The following is a 16,343-nucleotide window of genomic DNA, read 5'->3' on the forward strand; positions in this document are numbered from 1 at the left end:
CAACGCTTTACGTTTGAAGAGCGTCCTTCTCAGATCATCGATTGATGCTGCCGGAGCTGCCACTCCGCACGGAGTTGGGCGTGCAGGACATCCGCATCCGGGAGGTCGGCGCCGACTCTTCCGAGGTCATCGATGCGGCACCGGACCTCTGCTGCAACGCGGCCCGGAGCTCACGAAGCGCCGAGGGCAGCAGGCGTCAGGGCCGCGGCCTCAGCGAAGGCTGCCCGGATCGGCGCGATCTCGGGTCCATTGCGCGTCGGATGGACGCGGTTGCTCAGCAGTACTGCATAGCCGCCAGCGCCGTCGACGACCATCGATGTGCCGGTGAAACCGGTGATGCCACGAAGGGATCCGCCCGTGGGACCCGTGGCCGCCGGATCGCCGATACGCAAGCAGGCACCCTGGCGATAGCCCAGCTCTTCGGCGGCCTGCCCGGCTCTGTCCCCCATCACGACGGGCAGCTGGTCATTCCACATCAGTTCGAAGCTTTGCCGGGAAAGCACCGACATCAGGCCTCCGGAAAGGGCTGCCGCGAAGGTCGACACATCCGACAGCGTCGCGAAGATGCCGGCATTGGCACTCACCCCGCCCAGCGCCCAGGCCATTTCGTCGTGCACGACGCCGCGCACCATGCCACGGCCCAGTTCGGGTTGGTATTCGGTAGGGGCGAACCGTCCCATCCTCGGGTTGAAACCGGTGTCTCGCAAGCCGAGCTGGTGGAGGACCTTTCCCTCGACCAGGGTCTCCCAGCCCAGGCCGGTTGCCGCTTCAGCAGCTGCCATGGCAGCCACGTAGCCGACACAGGAGTACTCATGGTGCTCCCCCGGGGCATGCTCCAGCGGCAACGCACAGATCTCGGCAAGCACATCCATCCGGCTGCGCTGCGCACCAGGATCCTGCGCCCAGCCAGTCCAGGTGGACGGAAGACCCGAGGTGTGTGTGAGCAGGTGGAGCAGATTCACCCGGCGCCGTCCCGGATCGGTACGGAAGCTCGGCAGATATTGAGCGATCGGGTCGTACAGGCTCAACACGCCGTCGTCGACCAGCGACAGCAGCGTGATGGCCGAATAGAGCTTGGTCAGCGAAGCGAGGTCGTAGAGGACGTCGTAGTCGGTGGGTTCGCGCTTCTCGTCGGGCAACGGATTGCCGTCATCACCGTGGGTGGCGAGTGCCCCCGCCTTGGCTCGGCAGACTTCCTTGCCCCGCCGCCACTGGGCGACCGCACCGGGAAAGCGGGACTCGCAGACCCCTTTGTGCAGAATCGACTCGACCTCGGCCATGCGCACCTCCCCAACATTCCTCAAATACACCATTTCAGTCGAGTGTGGCACTGAAATGAGTGTTTCATGAGGGGGTCCATGGCGGTTCACCAGACGTTTACCTGATCGACCCAGGGACCGCGCCCAGGAACCGGGGCAAATCAGGGTCGATGCCTTGCGGGAAGACGTTGTGGCGTGGGAAGACGTTGTGGCGTGGGAAGACGTTGTGGTCACATCTCAGCGAGGGATCCCATCGAGATCCTGAATGCTCCCAGCATTGGAGATGTGAGAACTCACGACTGCTGCTTCAACCCGGCTGGCCGTCCGGCACCTTCACGCCCATGCCACACACGGCGCTCACGGCCCGGGCACTCCCGGAAATCGGAGGGCCGGGCCGTGAGCGCCGTGTGTGACCTCAGATGGTCGAGCGCATCAGACGGGAGACCTCACTCGCCGGTGGCCCTGCGCATCTCGGTGTAGATCTCGATGAGGGAGCGGGTCGAGGCGTCCTGCTCGGCCAGCGCCTTCTCGTCGCCGTTGAGCGCCGGAGTGATCTGCAGGGCCAGCTTCTTGCCCAGCTCCACGCCCCACTGGTCGAAGGAGTTGATCCCCCAGACCGTGCCTTCGGTGAAGGTGATGTGCTCGTACAGCGCGATGAGCTCGCCGAGAACCCGCGGAGACAGCTCCGGCACGAGGATCGAGGTGGTGGGACGGTTTCCGCTGAACACCCTGGCCGGCACGATCTCTTCGGCGGTTCCCTCAGCACGCACCTCCTCAGCGGTTTTGCCGAAGGCCAGCGCCTTGGTCTGGGCGAAGAAGTTGGACAGGAACAGCGAATGCACATCGTTGCCGCCCTCGCGCAGACCGTGTGCGGGGTTGGCGACGCCGATGAAGTCCGCGGGGACCAGCCGGGTGCCCTGATGAAGCAGCTGGTAGAAGGCGTGCTGGCCGTTGGTGCCCGGTTCGCCCCAGAAAATCTCGCCGGTCTGGATCGGCACCGGGGTGGCGTCCCAGCGCGTCGACTTGCCGTTGGACTCCATGGTGAGCTGCTGCAGATAGGCCGGGAAGCGGTGCAGGTACTGCGAGTAGGGCAGCACCGCATGGCTCTGCGAGCCGAAGAAATTGACGTAGAAGACATTGAGCAGACCCATCAGAGCCGGCACATTCTGATCGATCGGGGTGTTGCGGAAGTGCTCGTCGATGGCGTGGAAACCGCCCAGGAATGCCTTCCAGTTCTCCCCGCCGACGGCGATGAGATCGGCCAGACCGACCGAGGAATCCACCGAGTACCGTCCGCCGACCCAGTCCCAGAAGCCGAAGGCATTGTTGGTGTCGATGCCGAACTCGGCGACCTTGTCCAGCGCGGTGGAAACGGCAACGAAGTGCTTGGAGATGGCATCGGCCCGGCCGGCTGCGGAGCCGTCGATGGCCCCGGCATGCTCCAGGGAGTTGATCAGCCAGTTCTTGGCCATCCGGGCATTGGTCATGGTCTCCAAGGTGGTGAAGGTCTTGGAGGCGACGATGAACAGTACGGTTTCGGGATCGACGCCGTTGGTCTTCTCGAACATGTCGGTGGGATCGATGTTGGAGATGAAGCGGCACTCGATGTTGTCGGCCTTGAAGGGCTTGAGCGCCTCGTAGACCATGACGGGGCCCAGATCGGAGCCGCCGATGCCGATGTTGATCACGGTGGAGATCGGCTTGCCGGTGACGCCGGTCCACTCGCCGGAGCGCACCTTCTCCGCGAAGGCGATGGCCCGGTCGAGAACCTCGTGCACCTCGGCGACGACATCGGTGCCGTCGACGGTGAGCTCGGCGTCCTCGGGCAGGCGCAGGGCGGTGTGCAGCACGCTGCGGTTCTCAGTGGTGTTGATCTTCTCGCCTGCGAACATCGCGTCGCGATGGCCCACAAGGTCGATCTGCTCGGCGAGACCGACGAGAGCCCCGTGCACCTCGGGGGTCAGGTAGTTCTTCGACAGGTCCACGACCAGGTCTGCGGCGTGGAATGTGTAGTGCTCGGCGCGCTCAGGATCGGTGTCGAACCAGGAGCGGAAATCGACGGCGAGGGAGTCGTGCAGCCCGCCGAGTGTGGCCCATGCAGGTGTGGTTCTGGGATCAACCGGAGAATTCATGGACCCAGCCTATGGCCCAATCATCTACCTCGAACGCCTGGCCCTACCCAAGAGCGGCTACGCGTCCACCGGCGCTCGGCATGCGCAGCAAACAGGCCACAGGATGCCCTGAAGAAGTCTTCATGATGCACATGACTGAACCTTGACAAGGAAAAACAGGCCAGTGGGAGTTGTCCGGCCAGTCGGGCTGAAGAACTCCCAGGAAGGCTCATACTTCTCAGGCGACGCGGACGGCGCCGGAGAAGGACATCGAGCTGACTGCGCCCACGACGACACCGATGCCGTAGTCCGCGGCGTGCACGACCTGGCCATTGCCGATGTACATGCCGACATGCCCATTGTCGTAGAAGAAGACGAGATCCCCCGGCTGCAGATTCGACTGCGACACCGAAGTGCCGGCACTGGCCTGGGCATAGCTGGTGCGCGGCAGCGAGATACCCGCGTTGGCGTAGGCGGTGTACATGAGACCTGAGCAGTCATAGGCGCTCGGGCCAGTGCCACCGGTGGCATAGGCCTTGCCCACCTGCGACAGGGCGAAGTTGAGGGCCGTCTGCGCGGCGCTGCTGGAGGTGCCGGCGCTCTTGGCGGACGCCGACGAACTGGCCGTGGATGCCGTGGATGCCGCCCGGGCAGGAGTGCTTGCGCTGCTCGTGGTGGTCTGGCTCGCCGTCTGGGACGTCGCGGCGCGCTGGGCCTGATAGGTCTGGGTGGCAGCGCTCGAAGTCTGGGTGGCGGCTTGTGCCGCAGCATCAGCAGCAGCCTTGTCAGCAGCCGCCTTGTCAGCAGCCGCCTTGTCAGCAGCGGACTTGGCCGCGGCTGCGGCATCGGCAGCAGCCTGGTCGGCGGCAGCCTTGGCTGCTTTCTCAGCGTTGACCTGACCGACTGCCGCCTTGCCGACGGAGGCCAGCGACGCGGTGCGCTGGTCGTCCTGACTGGCCTGCTGCGCCAATTGCGCGGACTCACCGGCCAATCGAGCGCTGGTGGCCTGATTCACATCGGCGACCGAGCTGTCCATCACGTCAGCGACCGAGCCGGCGGTGCTGGCTGGGCTCACCGCAGCCACTGAGGAGGTGTTGGCGGGACGATCCGGAGAAGCCGAAGCCTGCGGCGCCAACGTTGCACCCAGGCCGATGGCGGAAGAGATCAGCACGGCGGCGGCAGGGAAGACGAATCGATTGCGCCGGGACTTGACATGCGGGGCACGGCTGCGGAAAGCGGCGCCAGGCTGGGCATCGTCCAGCACCCGGCGTGGAGCGCCATGGTCAAGGTTCAGGACAGCGGATTCGCTCAGGCTCGCCATCAGGGCGCGACGAGGGGTGGCGGCTTCCACAACAGAATCCAGGGACTCCTCTAGGAGTGCTCTCTTTGCGGGCACTTGAAACTTCTTTCCTCAGCTGACGAATCGACCACTTGATCGGCAGAATCGATCTTAAAGATTTCCTGAGAGAAGTTCAAGTTTGGGAATCCGAGGGAATTTTTCCCTCACCACCGGAAAACAGCGAATCCATCGTGCCGGGATCCTGGTGCCTGGTGCGAAGTGACTCAGCGATGCCTCTTCAGCATCACCACGGTGTCCGCAGCACGCTGCCGCAAAGAGGACAGGTCGTCGCTGATGAACACCTTGGACAGCACGCTCGATGACAGGCTGACAGCGGTCGCGCCCTGGCTGAGCCACTCCTCGGCCATGGCGTTGGTGTCGGCCGTGGGGACGAGGGTCGTCTGGGGCGCCAGCTCGGTCAGCACTCCCGCATAGTCCCTGCCGAGCAGATGCGCCGGCCGCACATGAACGGCAGCCACGCCGGGCTGCCAGGCAGCAATCACTTCGGAGGGTGTCAGGGCATCCATCAGCACCGGCACCCCGGCATCGCAGAGGATCTTGAGCGCCGCGGGTTCCGGGCTGGTGCAGATGGCGAAGGCGGCCCCGGCCTGCACGAGTGAGTGCGCCTGAGAAACAGAGCGGACATCGTGCGCACCGATGGTGGCCCGGAAGGAATAGATGGACAGCAGTGTTGCCAGATCAGCCTCGCCCGCGCAGCTGATCGAGATGAGATCCAGGCCCTCCTGCACCAGCACCTCGACGACTGACATCACCTGGTCAAGGCTCTTGCCGGGAACCAGCACCACGGCGCGTGTGGTGGTGAAGGCCTCGGGCAGGGTGGCTGAAGCGCCTGCTGCGAGGCCTGATGGCAATTGTGGCGCCGGCGCATCACCTTCGCCCTGCACAACGGGCCCTGGAGAACCGGCTCCGGCTGTGCTGGTGCTTGCTTCCTGCCCCTGCGGCAAATCTTCCACGACTCTCATCATGCCCGACCGGGGGAACGCAAGAATCTGGCGGTCTCTGCGAAAATGGACGCGACATGAATCAGACCCTCACCGAATTGCTGCCCACAGGTGCGGATGCCCGCGACCCCGATGTCCTGTACGCGACCTTCGACGAGTGGGTGACGTCGCAGGGCCTGGACATGTATCCGCACCAGTCCGAAGCATTGATCGATGTGCTGTCCGGCGCGAATGCGATCGTCACGACTCCGACGGGTTCCGGGAAATCACTGATCGCCACCGCGTCACACTTCGTGGCGCTCGCCCAACATGGCCGCAGCTACTACACCGCGCCGATCAAGGCGCTGGTCAATGAGAAGTTCTTCGCGCTCTGCGAGATCTTCGGGGCCGATGTGGTGGGCATGGTCACCGGCGACGCCTCGGTGAACCCCGATGCACCCATCATCTGCTGCACCGCCGAGATCCTGGCCAATATCGCGCTGCGCGAGGGACGGCAGGCCGACGTCGATCTGGTGATCATGGACGAGTTCCACTTCATCGCCGATCCCGATCGTGGCTGGGCCTGGCAGGTCGGACTGTCGGAGTTGCCCGGCTGTCAGTTCGTCGTGATGAGCGCCACGCTGGGCGATGTCACCCGGCTCGCCCATGAGCTCAGCGAATGGACCGGACGGGACACCTCCGTCATCTCCAATGCCGAACGCCCGGTGCCGCTGACGTACCACTGGTCGCTCACCCCGCTGCACGAAACCATCGAGGAACTCGTCTCGACGGGACAATCACCGGTGTACATCGTGCATCCCAGCCAGAAGGCCGCCACCGAGCAGGCCCAGGCGCTGATGAGTGCGCACCTGATCGACACCGCAAGGCGCCACCAGATCGTCGAGGCCATCGGCAGCTTCCGCTTCTCCCCAGGCTTCGGGCAGACCCTTTCGAAGATGCTCCGGCACGGCATCGGGGTGCATCACGCCGGCATGCTGCCCAAGTACCGACGGCTGGTGGAGCAGCTGGCCCAGCAGGGCCTTCTCACCGTGATCTGCGGCACCGACACCTTGGGAGTGGGCATCAATGTGCCCATCCACACCGTGTTGTTCACCACCTTGAGCAAATTCGACGGGCGGCGTGATCGGCTGCTGCGCTCCCGCGAATTCCACCAGATCGCCGGACGGGCAGGCCGGGCAGGTTTCGACACCATCGGCTATGTGGTGGCCCAGGCCCCCGAGTACCAGGTGGAGAACGCCCGGATCGCCAGAAAATTCGCCAACGACGAGCGCAAACGCAAGAGCGTGCGGCACAAGAAACCGCCGGAAGGCTTCGTCAACTACACCGAGGCCTCCTTCACCAAGCTCATCGGCTCCACCCCGGAGACCCTGCACGCCAGGATGCGGGTGACCCATTCCATGCTGCTCAATCTGCTGGCACGCGATGAGGACACCGCGGCGGCGCTGGTGCACATCGTCGACGCCGCCGTGCAGGATCGTGCGGTGCGCCGCCGGCTGCTGCGCCGGGCCATCCAGCTCGGGCGCTCGATGCTGGAATCCGGCGTCGTCGTGCGGCGTGAGCAGCCAACGCCGGGCGGACGCCGCTACGACCTCAATGCGGACTTGCAGGACGACTTCGCCCTGAACCAGCCGCTCAGCGCTTTCGCGATGGCCGCACTGGAGCTGCTCGATCCGGAGTCGGAGGATTTCGCGCTGGACGTGGTGAGTGTGATCGAGGCCACCTTGGAGGACCCCTGGCCGATCCTGCGCGCCCAGGAGTTCGAGGCGCGCGGCGAGGCAGTCGCCGAGATGAAGGCCGAAGGCATGGACTACGAGGATCGGATGGCGGCGCTGGAAGAGGTGGGCCACCCCGAGCCGCTGGCCGAAGAACTCGAAGCCGCCTACACCAGCTTCACCGCCTCCAGACCGTGGCTGGCGGAATATCCGCTGCACCCCAAGAGCGTGGTCCGCGAGATGTACGAGCGCGCCATGACCTTCGGTGAGTACTGCGCATTCCACAAGGTGCAACGCGCCGAGGGCACCGTGCTGCGCTATCTCTCCGATGCCTATCGGGCGCTGCGCCAGACCGTTCCGGTTGCGGCCCACACCCCGGACTTCGACGAACTGCTCAGCTGGCTGGGCGTCATGGTGCGGATGACCGACTCCTCGCTGATCGACGAGTGGAACCGGCTGGATCAGAAGATCGACGACGTGCCCGACGAGCAGGGGGAACAGGCAGCCTCGGCATCACGGAAGCTGTCGTCCAACAAGGCGGCGCTGCGTGTGCTGGTGCGCAATGCGCTGTTCCGGAGGGTGCAGCTCGCCGCTGACGACGATCCGACTGGGCTGGCAGCACTCAACGCGAACGACCCGCAGGCCCGCTTCTTGTACAAGGACTGGGACAGGGCGCTGGGCGACTACTGGGATGACCACGACGACATCGGCACCGGCGCCGATGCCCGGGGGCCGAAATACCTCGACATCGATAGTTCATCCAGGGTATGGCAGGTGCGCCAGACCATCGATGATCCCGAAGGCGACCACGACTGGGCGATCCTGGCCAGCGTCGACCTCGACGAGTGCGATGCGGCCGACGACCTGGTGGTGCATGTCATCAGTTTCGGGCGTATCGATGGGCCAGGATCCGCAAATTCGTGAGGCGCACTAGGCTCGCCGGCAGAGCACCGCAAGACAGTGCACCACAAGGACGCTCTCGCAATGAGAGCATTCATGAGCTGGCCACGGGAGGGCACCTATGCAACTTCACAGTGACGACTTGGCCGAGGGCGAGCAGATCCCCCTCGAGTGCGCCGAGCCCAAGGCCGGTGGGAAGAATGTCCTCCCCCAGCTGTCCTGGAGCGGTGTGCCCCGCAACGCGAAGAGTCTGGCACTGACCGTCTGGGACCCGGATGCACCGAGGGAGGGCGGCTACTGGCATTGGCTGGCGCTGGACATCCCACCGGAGACCACAGAGGTGCCCCACGGTGGCAGCCTCCCCGAGGGTTGTCGCGAGCTCGACAACGACTACGGATACAAGGGATATGGCGGCCCCTGCCCGCCGCACGACGAGACACACCGATACATCTTCATCATCTGGGCCTTGGATGTGGCAACCCTCGACGTGCCCGACGATGCGAAGCCGGCCGATGTGGAGAAGGAGCTCGGCGCACACCTCATCGAGGCGGTCAAGCTGATCCCGGTGTTCACCTCGACCCTTTAGTCGGCTTAGTCGGCACCGGCATTGTGCGGAGTGTGACATCGGGTTGTGCCGGTGTGGGCGGACACTACCCTGAACGCCGTGAGGTGCTGGTGGAGCCGGCTTGTCTGCTTCGTGGCGATGATGATACTCATCGCCACTGCAGCCACGCCCCTGCGCGCAGAGGCGGACACCGGATGGTCGGCCACACCGGTCGCCTCGTCCAGGGCCAGCACCCTGGACTGCGCCCAGCTGCTGTTCGTCGGGGTCCGCGGCTCGGGTGAACAGACGCCCTATGGCACCACGATCAGCGCTTTTCAGCAGCAATTGGCCTCCCAGACCCAGAAGAACCGCCCCGATCTCAGCGTGCACCAAGTGTACCTGGACTACCCTGCGGCGGCACTGGACCAGCTCAACCTCGATTCCATCGAAGACATGGTGCTGCCGAACGGTTCAGCATCGGCGTCCCCCTATTTCGGTTCGGTGGATGCCGGAGTCAGCGAGCTTGAGCGGTTGGCGTCCAGCGAATCGGCACGCTGTCCGAACCAGAAACTGCTGGTGGCAGGGTTCAGCCAGGGCGCCGAGGTGGTCACCAGGGCAGTAGCGTCGGGAAAACTCGACGGCAGCACGCTCGGCGTGGTGCTACTGGGCAATCCGCTGCACTACGAGGGCCAGAACGTCAATGAGCTGGACGGTTCGGCCAGCAATCGCGCCTATGGACTCACCTCGGCGCTGTACTTCTTGCGTTCCCAGGCCGGCTCGGCGCCGGCGTCGGATCGTCAGGCTCAGGTGCAGAAGCTGCTGACCACCTTGTTCAGCATGTATGCCGGCACAGTCGACACCTCCGCGCTCAATTCGGCGATGAGTTCGGTGGGAGCCACGATTCCCGGCGAGGACGCGCCGCACACCTGGTCGGTGTGCATGAGCGATGACTCGGTCTGCGACTCCTCCGGCGCCCTGTCGCGACTGCTGACCAGCACGTCGACAGTGCAGCAGGAGCGAGATCGCACGCGCGCCCCTCATGAGTCCTACACGCCGGCCAATCTCGCCAAGACTCTCGATGCCGTACAGGCGAAGATCGACGCGCAGCCTGTCCAGCACCCCGCAACCGCAGTGGCCGCGAAACATTTCCCACTGCTTGTGGTGGGCATCGGGGTCGCGGTGGTGATCGTCGCCGGGGCGGTGATCCTCGGTCTGCGTCGCAGGGTGGCACGCAACCAGACCGGGCCGACGCTAGGGCAGCAGCCAGCTTCCGTGGAGTTCGGCGATGCCCTCGATGACGAGCAAGCCGCCCAGGACGACCAGTAGCCACGATGCGACCGCATAGAAGGTGGCGGACCATCTGTCGCGAGCCCGCCAGACAGCTTCGATGGCTCTGTCGAAGTTGTCGGTGAAGACCGCGATGGCCAGCGCGATGAGTGCACTCTGGATCATGACGACCCAGATGAGGCAAGCCAGTACCCGGACCGGCCACGAATGAAGACTGCCGGCCAGCACGACGAAGGCGTAGAAGGCGGGGTCGATCAGGGCCGACAACCCGATGCCTGTACCGAGAACGATGAGCCCACCCACGGAGGCTGCCGCGCGGGTCTTCCTGGGCTTTTCCGGTTTCGGCGATCGGGTGAGACGGATGATTCCCCAGCCCAGTAGTGCTATTCCGCCGGCCAGGACGAGACCGCCCCAGACGAGGTGTCCTGGATCGGGCAGGTGGTGGAGGTGTGCGATGACCCAGTTGCCCACTGTGCTGGACAGCACCAAGGTCAGCGCGAGGGTACTCGCCAGCGTAGAGGACAGGAGTGCCGCGACAGCGCGATGACTCGCCCGCATCGCCATCGCAGCGATGAGGGTCAAGGCGCCCAAGGGGTCGAAACCTGCGATTCCCAGGCCGATTACTACCGGCAGCGCCTCCATCACGTTACCCAGCCTGCCGCAAGCAGACAGCGATGGCGACTCCGCCTGACGAACGCAGGCCAGGTGGACAGATCATTTCGCCTCGAAACAAACTGATATCCGGTGAAAGCCGCCCGCTACTGTTCGGGTATGTCCATTTCCGTTCCACGCCGTGGCGCATGCAACGTCGACATGGCCGTCGGATCTGCGGACTGTCGAATCCGGCACTTCTTCGAGCCGTGCTGTTGCACATATGCTGTTGCGATGCAGTTCATGAGTTGACACGAGTTCGTGTCCTCTTCTTCGCACAGGGCTCTTGGCCAACGCCCCAGATCAGTTTCGCCAATGCCGCTGGGTCCCCTCGAGTCGGTGCGCCAGGGCTGATCTAGCAGAACTGTCCCTGTGACTTCCTGATATTGGTCAAGAGAATTGTTGGGCCGGACTGCCCGTCTCAGCATTTACCCGCCATAGAGCCTTTCACGTCATTTCTCGTCATCCCACGACATCCATTGACTCCGGAGAGTTCATGTCAACAATTAGTGATAAGAATCAGCCCATACCAACCTCGAAAAACCAGCAACAACAGCCAGCGCGATCCGTACCCCGATCACCGCTGATTTCCAGCGAGGACTGGTGGGCGGTGTGGATCGGGTTCGGCCTTGTGGTTTTCGCCATCGTCCTGTGGCTCGTGGGTGGGACCCTCAATTTCTTCGCCCCCAACTTCCCCAAGTGGGCGTCACTGGGCCAGCTCGGCACCGGGCTGGCCAATCGCTGGCCGAATCTCCTGGCACTCTTCGTGCTCTACGGTCTGATTTTCTCCGTTGCGGTGCATTTCCTCAGGACCAGTGTGCGGCGATTCGTGGCCGGATTCGCATTACTCTTTGCACTGAGCATCGTCATTGTGCTGTTCAGCCAGTGGAAGCCAGCCAATCAGTACAATCTCGAAGCACCCATCGTTGCTCTCGTACTGGGCCTGATCATCGGGAATGCCACGACAATCCCAGCCTGGTTCGGCACCGCGTTGCGCACGGAGCTCTTTGTGAAGGTCGGAGTCATCCTGCTCGGAGCCACGCTACCCATCACGCTTATCCTCAAAGCCGGACCGGTCGCCCTGCTGCAAGCCTCCGTTATCGCAGTCATCACCTTCTTGGTCATTTACTTCGTCGGCGTGAAACTATTTCATCTCGACAAGCGCTTCGCAGCTACCTTGGCTGCAGGTGGCTCGATCTGCGGTGTCTCGGCGTCCATCGCTGTGGGCAGTTCTGTCAAGGCCAAGAAGGAACATGTTTCGGCCTCGCTGTCATTGGTGGTCGTGTGGGCGATTTTGGCGATTTTCCTGCTGACAGCTGTCTCGAAGGCGCTCGGCCTTCCCAACGGTGTGGCTGGGGCGTGGATCGGGACTTCTGAATTCGCCGATGCGGCGGGCATCACCGCCGCAAGCTCCTTCGGTGATGCTGGAATCCAGGCATTCACCCTTGTCAAGGTCGTGGGCCGGGACATCTTCATCGGTGTGTGGAGCCTCGTACTCGCGCTCATCGCTGTCTACATCTGGGATCGCAATGAGGATGCTTCCGTGACACAACCTGAGAAGGTGCACAAGGGGCAGGTCTGGGAGCGATTCCCCAAGTTCGTGCTCGGCTTCTTCGCGGCCTCCATCCTGCTGAGCCTGCTGTACGCCATCAGCGGCACCGCTCACAGTGCCGCCATTGACAAGCTCGTGACGGCGCCGCTGAAGGAGCTTCGCACCTGGGCGTTCACCTTCACCTTCCTGTCCATCGGGATCACGACACGTTTCCGGGAACTCACCTCGGTGGGCTGGAAGCCGATCGCGACGTTCAGCATCGGCGCCGCCATCAACATCCTGCTCGGCTTTGCGCTGTCGGCCGGGCTACTGGGTAGCTACTGGGCGACGCTGGGGCATTGATCATGAGCAGTTCGTGGGGAAACAGGCTTGCCGCACTCACCACAGGAACCATGAGTCATGAACTCGTGTGCACATGGCAACTCTCGGTGCACCTTCCCATCGCCTCCCGGCACCTTCGCGCCGAGGCAGCCGAGGATGTGCTCCCGGTCCTTGAGGACCACGCCCTGAGGATTCAGCGGGCTCGCGAAGTGGTCGAGCTACTGACCACACATTTTGCCGGCTGGTCGGTGCGTCAGAACGGCCATGAAGTCGTTCTCGTGGCCCAGTCCGATGCCGTGGATGTGCCGGGTGTGCAGGGCCTGTTGCGCGAGCACGGGATCGGCGCCGGGGAAGCGGTGGTGCGGGTGCAATACGCCCGACGGTGGGGAATTCTCTAGGGTCCTCCCAGATCCAGGGCGTGACGGCCAGCATTGGTTCTCCGAAGTCCTGCTGTGGTAGCCTGTCGGAGCTGTGTTCAGCGCAGTATGCGCGAGTGGCGGAATGGCAGACGCGCTGGCTTCAGGTGCCAGTGCCCGATAAGGGCGTGGAGGTTCAACTCCTCTCTCGCGCACGAGTATTCATAGCCCGTGACTAGGTGAAACACCTAGTCACGGGCTATTTGTCATTTTTGAGGAAGTTCACAGACGGGGGCATAGATGGGCACACGTGTTGCACGTGAGACGCACGGCATTCGACTTTCACCTACGTGGCATCGACGGACAAGGAGAGCAGGCATGGCCAATCGGGGTCGTGCCAGGCTCGCAGGATGAGTTCGATCCGCTCGGCCATCTCGGTCGAGGCCTCCAGCCGGATGGACGTCCCGGTGGTCGGGGGTCAAGCGCCACCCAGTCCATGGGTGCCGTCTGCCCCAGCGCCGACAACCGGCTCGCCGAGTCGGTTCCACGCCACGATGACGATCGATGTCCTCCAGGCGCCGCCTGACAGCCAGTTCCGGGAAGTGTGCGAAAACAACAAGCAGTCCAGGTGGCGCGCGATGGTTGGGACGACCAATCTCGGGAAGCACGATGACATCGACGGTTGGCTATCTAGCCCACTATGCGCCGTGACGTCGTGCGCTGCCCGGATCGATCAGCGCCCGAAGAGTCGGGCAAGGGGATTCGAGGGCCGGGCCTCGCGCGCCGTCCGGATCTCAGCCTCGGTGTGCTCTCCACCGCACCACTGGGATTCGGGGATCGTGGCTTTCACCTGGGCGATGTGCTGGCCGCATCCGGCCCACGTTGTTTTTCCGCAGACCTTGCAGGTGACTGCTCTGCACATGATGTTGCTCCTCGTGCTCGTTCTTCTGGTACTCAGTTCGCGTCGTGCTCCTGTTCAAGGAGACGTCCACAATGACCATCATATACCCTGGGGGGTATAGTTCGGCACCATGAGGATCATCATCATCGGCGGAGTCGCCGCCGGCATGTCCGCCGCCACCCGCCTGCGCCGCCTCCAGGAGGAAGCCGAGATCATCGTCGTCGAGCGCGGCGAGCACGTCTCCTTCGCCAACTGCGGCCTGCCTTACCACCTGGGTGGCGTCATCGAGAGCCGCTCGGCGCTCCTTCTCCAGACTCCGACATCCCTCGCGGCCAGATTCCGCATCGACGTGCGCGTGCGCACCGAGGCCCTCGCTATCGACCCTGCCGAGCGCACCGTCACGGTGCGACGGCCCGACGGCACGGTCGAGTCCCTGGGATATGACGAACTCGTCCTCACTCCCGGCGCCACACCGGTCCGTCCGCCCATCCCCGGCATCGAGCACGCCCTGACCCTGCGCGACGTCACCGACCTCGACCGCCTCATCGACGCTGCAGGCCACGCCGAGGAGGCGATCGTCATCGGAGGCGGGTTCATCGGTGTCGAGGTGGCCGAGAATCTTGTCGCCCGCGGCATCTCCGTCCACCTGGTCGAGGCCGCCGGTCATGTCATTGCACCCCTGGATCCCGAGATGGCCGAGCCCGTCCACGCCCGGCTGCGCGACAACGGCGTCGACCTGCGACTGCGCTCGACTGTGGTCGGGATCGATGCTGACGGCGTCACTCTCGACACCGGCGAGAAACTGCCCGGCGCCCTCGTGTTCGCGGCCATCGGGGTGCGGCCGGAGTCGCGTCTGGCCGCCGATGCCGGCCTGGAGATCACCAGGTCCGGTGCCATCGCGGTCGACCAGCACTGGGCCACCACCGATCCGCACATCCACGCCGCAGGAGACGGTGTCGCCAAGATCGACGCCATCAACGGTGACGACGTCCTCGTGCCCCTGGCCAACACCGCCAACCGCGACGGACGACTACTCGCCGATGTCATCTCCGGACGCCCCGGGGCTGCCCGTCCGACCCTCGGCAGCGCCATCGTCGGGGTCTTCGGGCTCCAGGTCGCGGTCACCGGCTGGAGCGAGACCCGGCTACGGGCCGCCGGACGGCCCGTGCGCGTCGTCCACACCCATCCGGTGAACCACGCCGGCTACTATCCCGGCGCCACCGGGATGCGCATCAAACTCCTCGTCGACCCGGTGACAGATCTCATCCTTGGTGCACAGGCGGTCGCCGAGCAGGGCGCCGACAAGCGGATCGACGTCATCGCAACGGCCATGGCAGGTGGCCTGACGGCATCTCGGCTCGCCGACCTGGAGCTGTGTTACGCGCCGCAGTTCGGCTCGGCCAAGGATCCGGTGAACTTCCTCGGATGGGCCGATCAGAATCTCGCAGACGGTCTGGTCGACACCATCCAGTGGCACGAGCTGGCCGACGCGATGGCGGGCGGCGCCCGCGTGATCGACGTGAGGACCCCGGCCGAGTATGAGAACGGGGCCATCCCCGGTTCGATGCTCATTCCTCTCGATGAGCTGCGCGGGCGCCTCGGCGACCTGCCCGACGGTGACCTCATCGTCCAATGTGCGGCTGGTTTGCGCAGCTATCTCGCCACCCGGATCCTCACACAGCACGGGCGGCGGGCCCGCAGCCTCGATGGTGGATTCACCACCTGGGCCGACGGGACGGCGGCGCAGTAGCCGTCAGGGACTCGTGCGGACCGGATGTGTTCACGCCAGGGACAGGAAGAGCTTCTCCAGTCCGGCGAGGTCCTCCTCGCAGTCCGTTCCACCGCTCGCGATGCAGCTGCGTACCCCGGTCGACACCAGGGTGAAACCGGCCCGGTCGACCGCCTTGCCGATCGCGGCGAGCTGGGTGACGATGTCTCGGCACTCGCGGCCGTCCTCGATCATCGCGATGACCCCGCCGATCTGGCCCTGGGCTCGGCGCAGTCGGGTGATCACGGGCCTGAGTTCCTCAGGGTCGAGTCTCATCGGATCTCCTTGTCGGGGGCAGTGAGCCGGGCGCCCTCGCCATGGATGGGGCCGACTGGAACCTGAGCAATGATACCCCAGGGGGTGTTTCGATGAGTTCAGCCAGGATTGCAGCTCCCCTTGAGGCTTTCGCCGCGCTCTCTGGCTTCACCTTCGGCTCCGAAGCGTTGCATCTGAACCTGAGTGTCTCGGCGTGGGCGGCTGGGCTGCTGGCGGTGTTCTTGTCCATCGTCGGGGTCGAGCTGAAGCACGAGATCGTCGCCGGGAGCCTGCGCAACCCGCGTGAGGCGCCGTCCCGGTGCTCGCTGCGGTGGAATCCAACGAAACAGCGTCTGTCGCATACGACGAAGTCCATGAGCTGGTGAACTGGCTCTTCAGGATTGAGGGTGTAGCTGTGTGTGGCC

General features: G+C 64.3%; 14 protein-coding genes and 1 tRNA gene. 8 read left to right on the forward strand and 7 right to left on the reverse strand.

Annotated features, from left to right (window positions below):
* Positions 1-170: 170 nt before the first annotated feature.
* From ABF648_RS00115 to ABF648_RS00130, 4 genes are all read right to left on the reverse strand, one after another.
* Positions 171-1,313, reverse strand: a complete 1,143-nt coding sequence (locus tag ABF648_RS00115; RefSeq protein WP_415630259.1) for a serine hydrolase domain-containing protein — start codon at positions 1,311-1,313, stop codon at positions 171-173.
* 392 nt (positions 1,314-1,705) lie between these two features.
* Positions 1,706-3,391: a glucose-6-phosphate isomerase gene (pgi, locus tag ABF648_RS00120; RefSeq protein ID WP_415630260.1), complete on the reverse strand. Its 1,686-nt coding sequence runs from the start codon at positions 3,389-3,391 to the stop codon at positions 1,706-1,708.
* 217 nt (positions 3,392-3,608) lie between these two features.
* Positions 3,609-4,721 (reverse strand): C40 family peptidase, encoded by a 1,113-nt coding sequence (locus ABF648_RS00125; RefSeq protein ID WP_415630261.1) that lies wholly within the window; start codon positions 4,719-4,721, stop codon positions 3,609-3,611.
* Between the two features lie 212 nt (positions 4,722-4,933).
* Positions 4,934-5,683 carry a hypothetical protein gene (locus ABF648_RS00130; protein ID WP_415630262.1) on the reverse strand — a complete coding sequence of 250 codons (750 nt, stop codon included), beginning with the start codon at positions 5,681-5,683 and terminating at the stop codon, positions 4,934-4,936.
* 65 nt (positions 5,684-5,748) lie between these two features.
* Here ABF648_RS00130 and ABF648_RS00135 point away from each other — a divergent pair, with 65 nt between their 5' ends.
* The 3 genes from ABF648_RS00135 to ABF648_RS00145 all read left to right on the forward strand — a co-directional run bounded on the left by ABF648_RS00135 (position 5,749) and on the right by ABF648_RS00145 (position 10,153).
* A complete protein-coding gene (locus ABF648_RS00135; RefSeq protein ID WP_415630263.1) occupies positions 5,749-8,307 on the forward strand; it encodes a DEAD/DEAH box helicase in 2,559 nt (852 codons plus the stop codon).
* Positions 8,308-8,404: 97 nt separating this feature from the next.
* Entirely contained in the window at positions 8,405-8,869 is a 465-nt protein-coding gene (locus ABF648_RS00140) for a YbhB/YbcL family Raf kinase inhibitor-like protein (RefSeq protein WP_415630264.1), read from the forward strand.
* A 117-nt stretch (positions 8,870-8,986) separates the two neighbouring features.
* Positions 8,987-10,153, forward strand: coding sequence for a cutinase family protein (locus ABF648_RS00145; protein WP_415630265.1), 1,167 nt, complete (start codon positions 8,987-8,989; stop codon positions 10,151-10,153).
* Here ABF648_RS00145 and ABF648_RS00150 read toward each other — a convergent pair.
* Positions 10,079-10,759: a hypothetical protein gene (locus ABF648_RS00150; RefSeq protein ID WP_415630266.1), complete on the reverse strand. Its 681-nt coding sequence runs from the start codon at positions 10,757-10,759 to the stop codon at positions 10,079-10,081. The two genes, ABF648_RS00145 and ABF648_RS00150, sit on opposite strands and share 75 nt — an antisense overlap.
* 616 nt (positions 10,760-11,375) lie before the next feature.
* Between ABF648_RS00150 and ABF648_RS00155 the strand changes: the two genes are divergently transcribed.
* The 3 genes from ABF648_RS00155 to ABF648_RS00165 all read left to right on the forward strand — a co-directional run bounded on the left by ABF648_RS00155 (position 11,376) and on the right by ABF648_RS00165 (position 13,209).
* A complete protein-coding gene (locus ABF648_RS00155; RefSeq protein WP_415630267.1) occupies positions 11,376-12,659 on the forward strand; it encodes a YeiH family protein in 1,284 nt (427 codons plus the stop codon).
* A 2-nt stretch (positions 12,660-12,661) separates the two neighbouring features.
* On the forward strand, positions 12,662-13,036 hold the full coding sequence (locus tag ABF648_RS00160) for a hypothetical protein (protein WP_415630268.1): 375 nt from the start codon (positions 12,662-12,664) through the stop codon (positions 13,034-13,036).
* A gap of 89 nt (positions 13,037-13,125) precedes the next feature.
* Positions 13,126-13,209: transfer RNA gene (locus ABF648_RS00165), tRNA-Leu, on the forward strand.
* 518 nt (positions 13,210-13,727) lie between these two features.
* Here the strand turns inward: ABF648_RS00165 and ABF648_RS00170 are convergent.
* Positions 13,728-13,916, reverse strand: a complete 189-nt coding sequence (locus ABF648_RS00170; RefSeq protein WP_415630269.1) for a hypothetical protein — start codon at positions 13,914-13,916, stop codon at positions 13,728-13,730.
* A 109-nt stretch (positions 13,917-14,025) separates the two neighbouring features.
* Between ABF648_RS00170 and ABF648_RS00175 the strand changes: the two genes are divergently transcribed.
* Positions 14,026-15,645 carry an FAD-dependent oxidoreductase gene (locus tag ABF648_RS00175; protein ID WP_415630270.1) on the forward strand — a complete coding sequence of 540 codons (1,620 nt, stop codon included), beginning with the start codon at positions 14,026-14,028 and terminating at the stop codon, positions 15,643-15,645.
* A 30-nt stretch (positions 15,646-15,675) separates the two neighbouring features.
* Here ABF648_RS00175 and ABF648_RS00180 read toward each other — a convergent pair whose 3' ends face one another.
* Positions 15,676-15,939, reverse strand: coding sequence for a metal-sensitive transcriptional regulator (locus tag ABF648_RS00180; protein ID WP_415630271.1), 264 nt, complete (start codon positions 15,937-15,939; stop codon positions 15,676-15,678).
* Between the two features lie 92 nt (positions 15,940-16,031).
* On the opposite strand from ABF648_RS00180, the gene ABF648_RS00185 reads away from it, so the two are divergent.
* Positions 16,032-16,304 (forward strand): Na+/H+ antiporter NhaA, encoded by a 273-nt coding sequence (locus tag ABF648_RS00185; protein WP_415630272.1) that lies wholly within the window; start codon positions 16,032-16,034, stop codon positions 16,302-16,304.
* Positions 16,305-16,343: the final 39 nt, after the last annotated feature.

The sequence above is a fragment of the Propionibacterium sp. genome (assembly GCF_047719395.1).
Taxonomy (GTDB): domain Bacteria; phylum Actinomycetota; class Actinomycetes; order Propionibacteriales; family Propionibacteriaceae; genus Propionibacterium.

Coding starts and splice junctions, on each gene's coding strand:
- ABF648_RS00135 (WP_415630263.1), top strand. CDS start 5,749: ATGAATCAGACCCTCACCGAATTGCTGCCCACAGGTGCGGATGCCCGC.
- ABF648_RS00170 (WP_415630269.1), bottom strand. CDS start 13,916: ATGTGCAGAGCAGTCACCTGCAAGGTCTGCGGAAAAACAACGTGGGCC.
- ABF648_RS00160 (WP_415630268.1), top strand. CDS start 12,662: ATGAGCAGTTCGTGGGGAAACAGGCTTGCCGCACTCACCACAGGAACC.
- ABF648_RS00185 (WP_415630272.1), top strand. CDS start 16,032: ATGAGTTCAGCCAGGATTGCAGCTCCCCTTGAGGCTTTCGCCGCGCTC.
- ABF648_RS00175 (WP_415630270.1), top strand. CDS start 14,026: ATGAGGATCATCATCATCGGCGGAGTCGCCGCCGGCATGTCCGCCGCC.
- ABF648_RS00115 (WP_415630259.1), bottom strand. CDS start 1,313: ATGGTGTATTTGAGGAATGTTGGGGAGGTGCGCATGGCCGAGGTCGAG.
- ABF648_RS00145 (WP_415630265.1), top strand. CDS start 8,987: ATGATGATACTCATCGCCACTGCAGCCACGCCCCTGCGCGCAGAGGCG.
- ABF648_RS00180 (WP_415630271.1), bottom strand. CDS start 15,939: ATGAGACTCGACCCTGAGGAACTCAGGCCCGTGATCACCCGACTGCGC.
- pgi (WP_415630260.1), bottom strand. CDS start 3,391: ATGAATTCTCCGGTTGATCCCAGAACCACACCTGCATGGGCCACACTC.
- ABF648_RS00140 (WP_415630264.1), top strand. CDS start 8,405: ATGCAACTTCACAGTGACGACTTGGCCGAGGGCGAGCAGATCCCCCTC.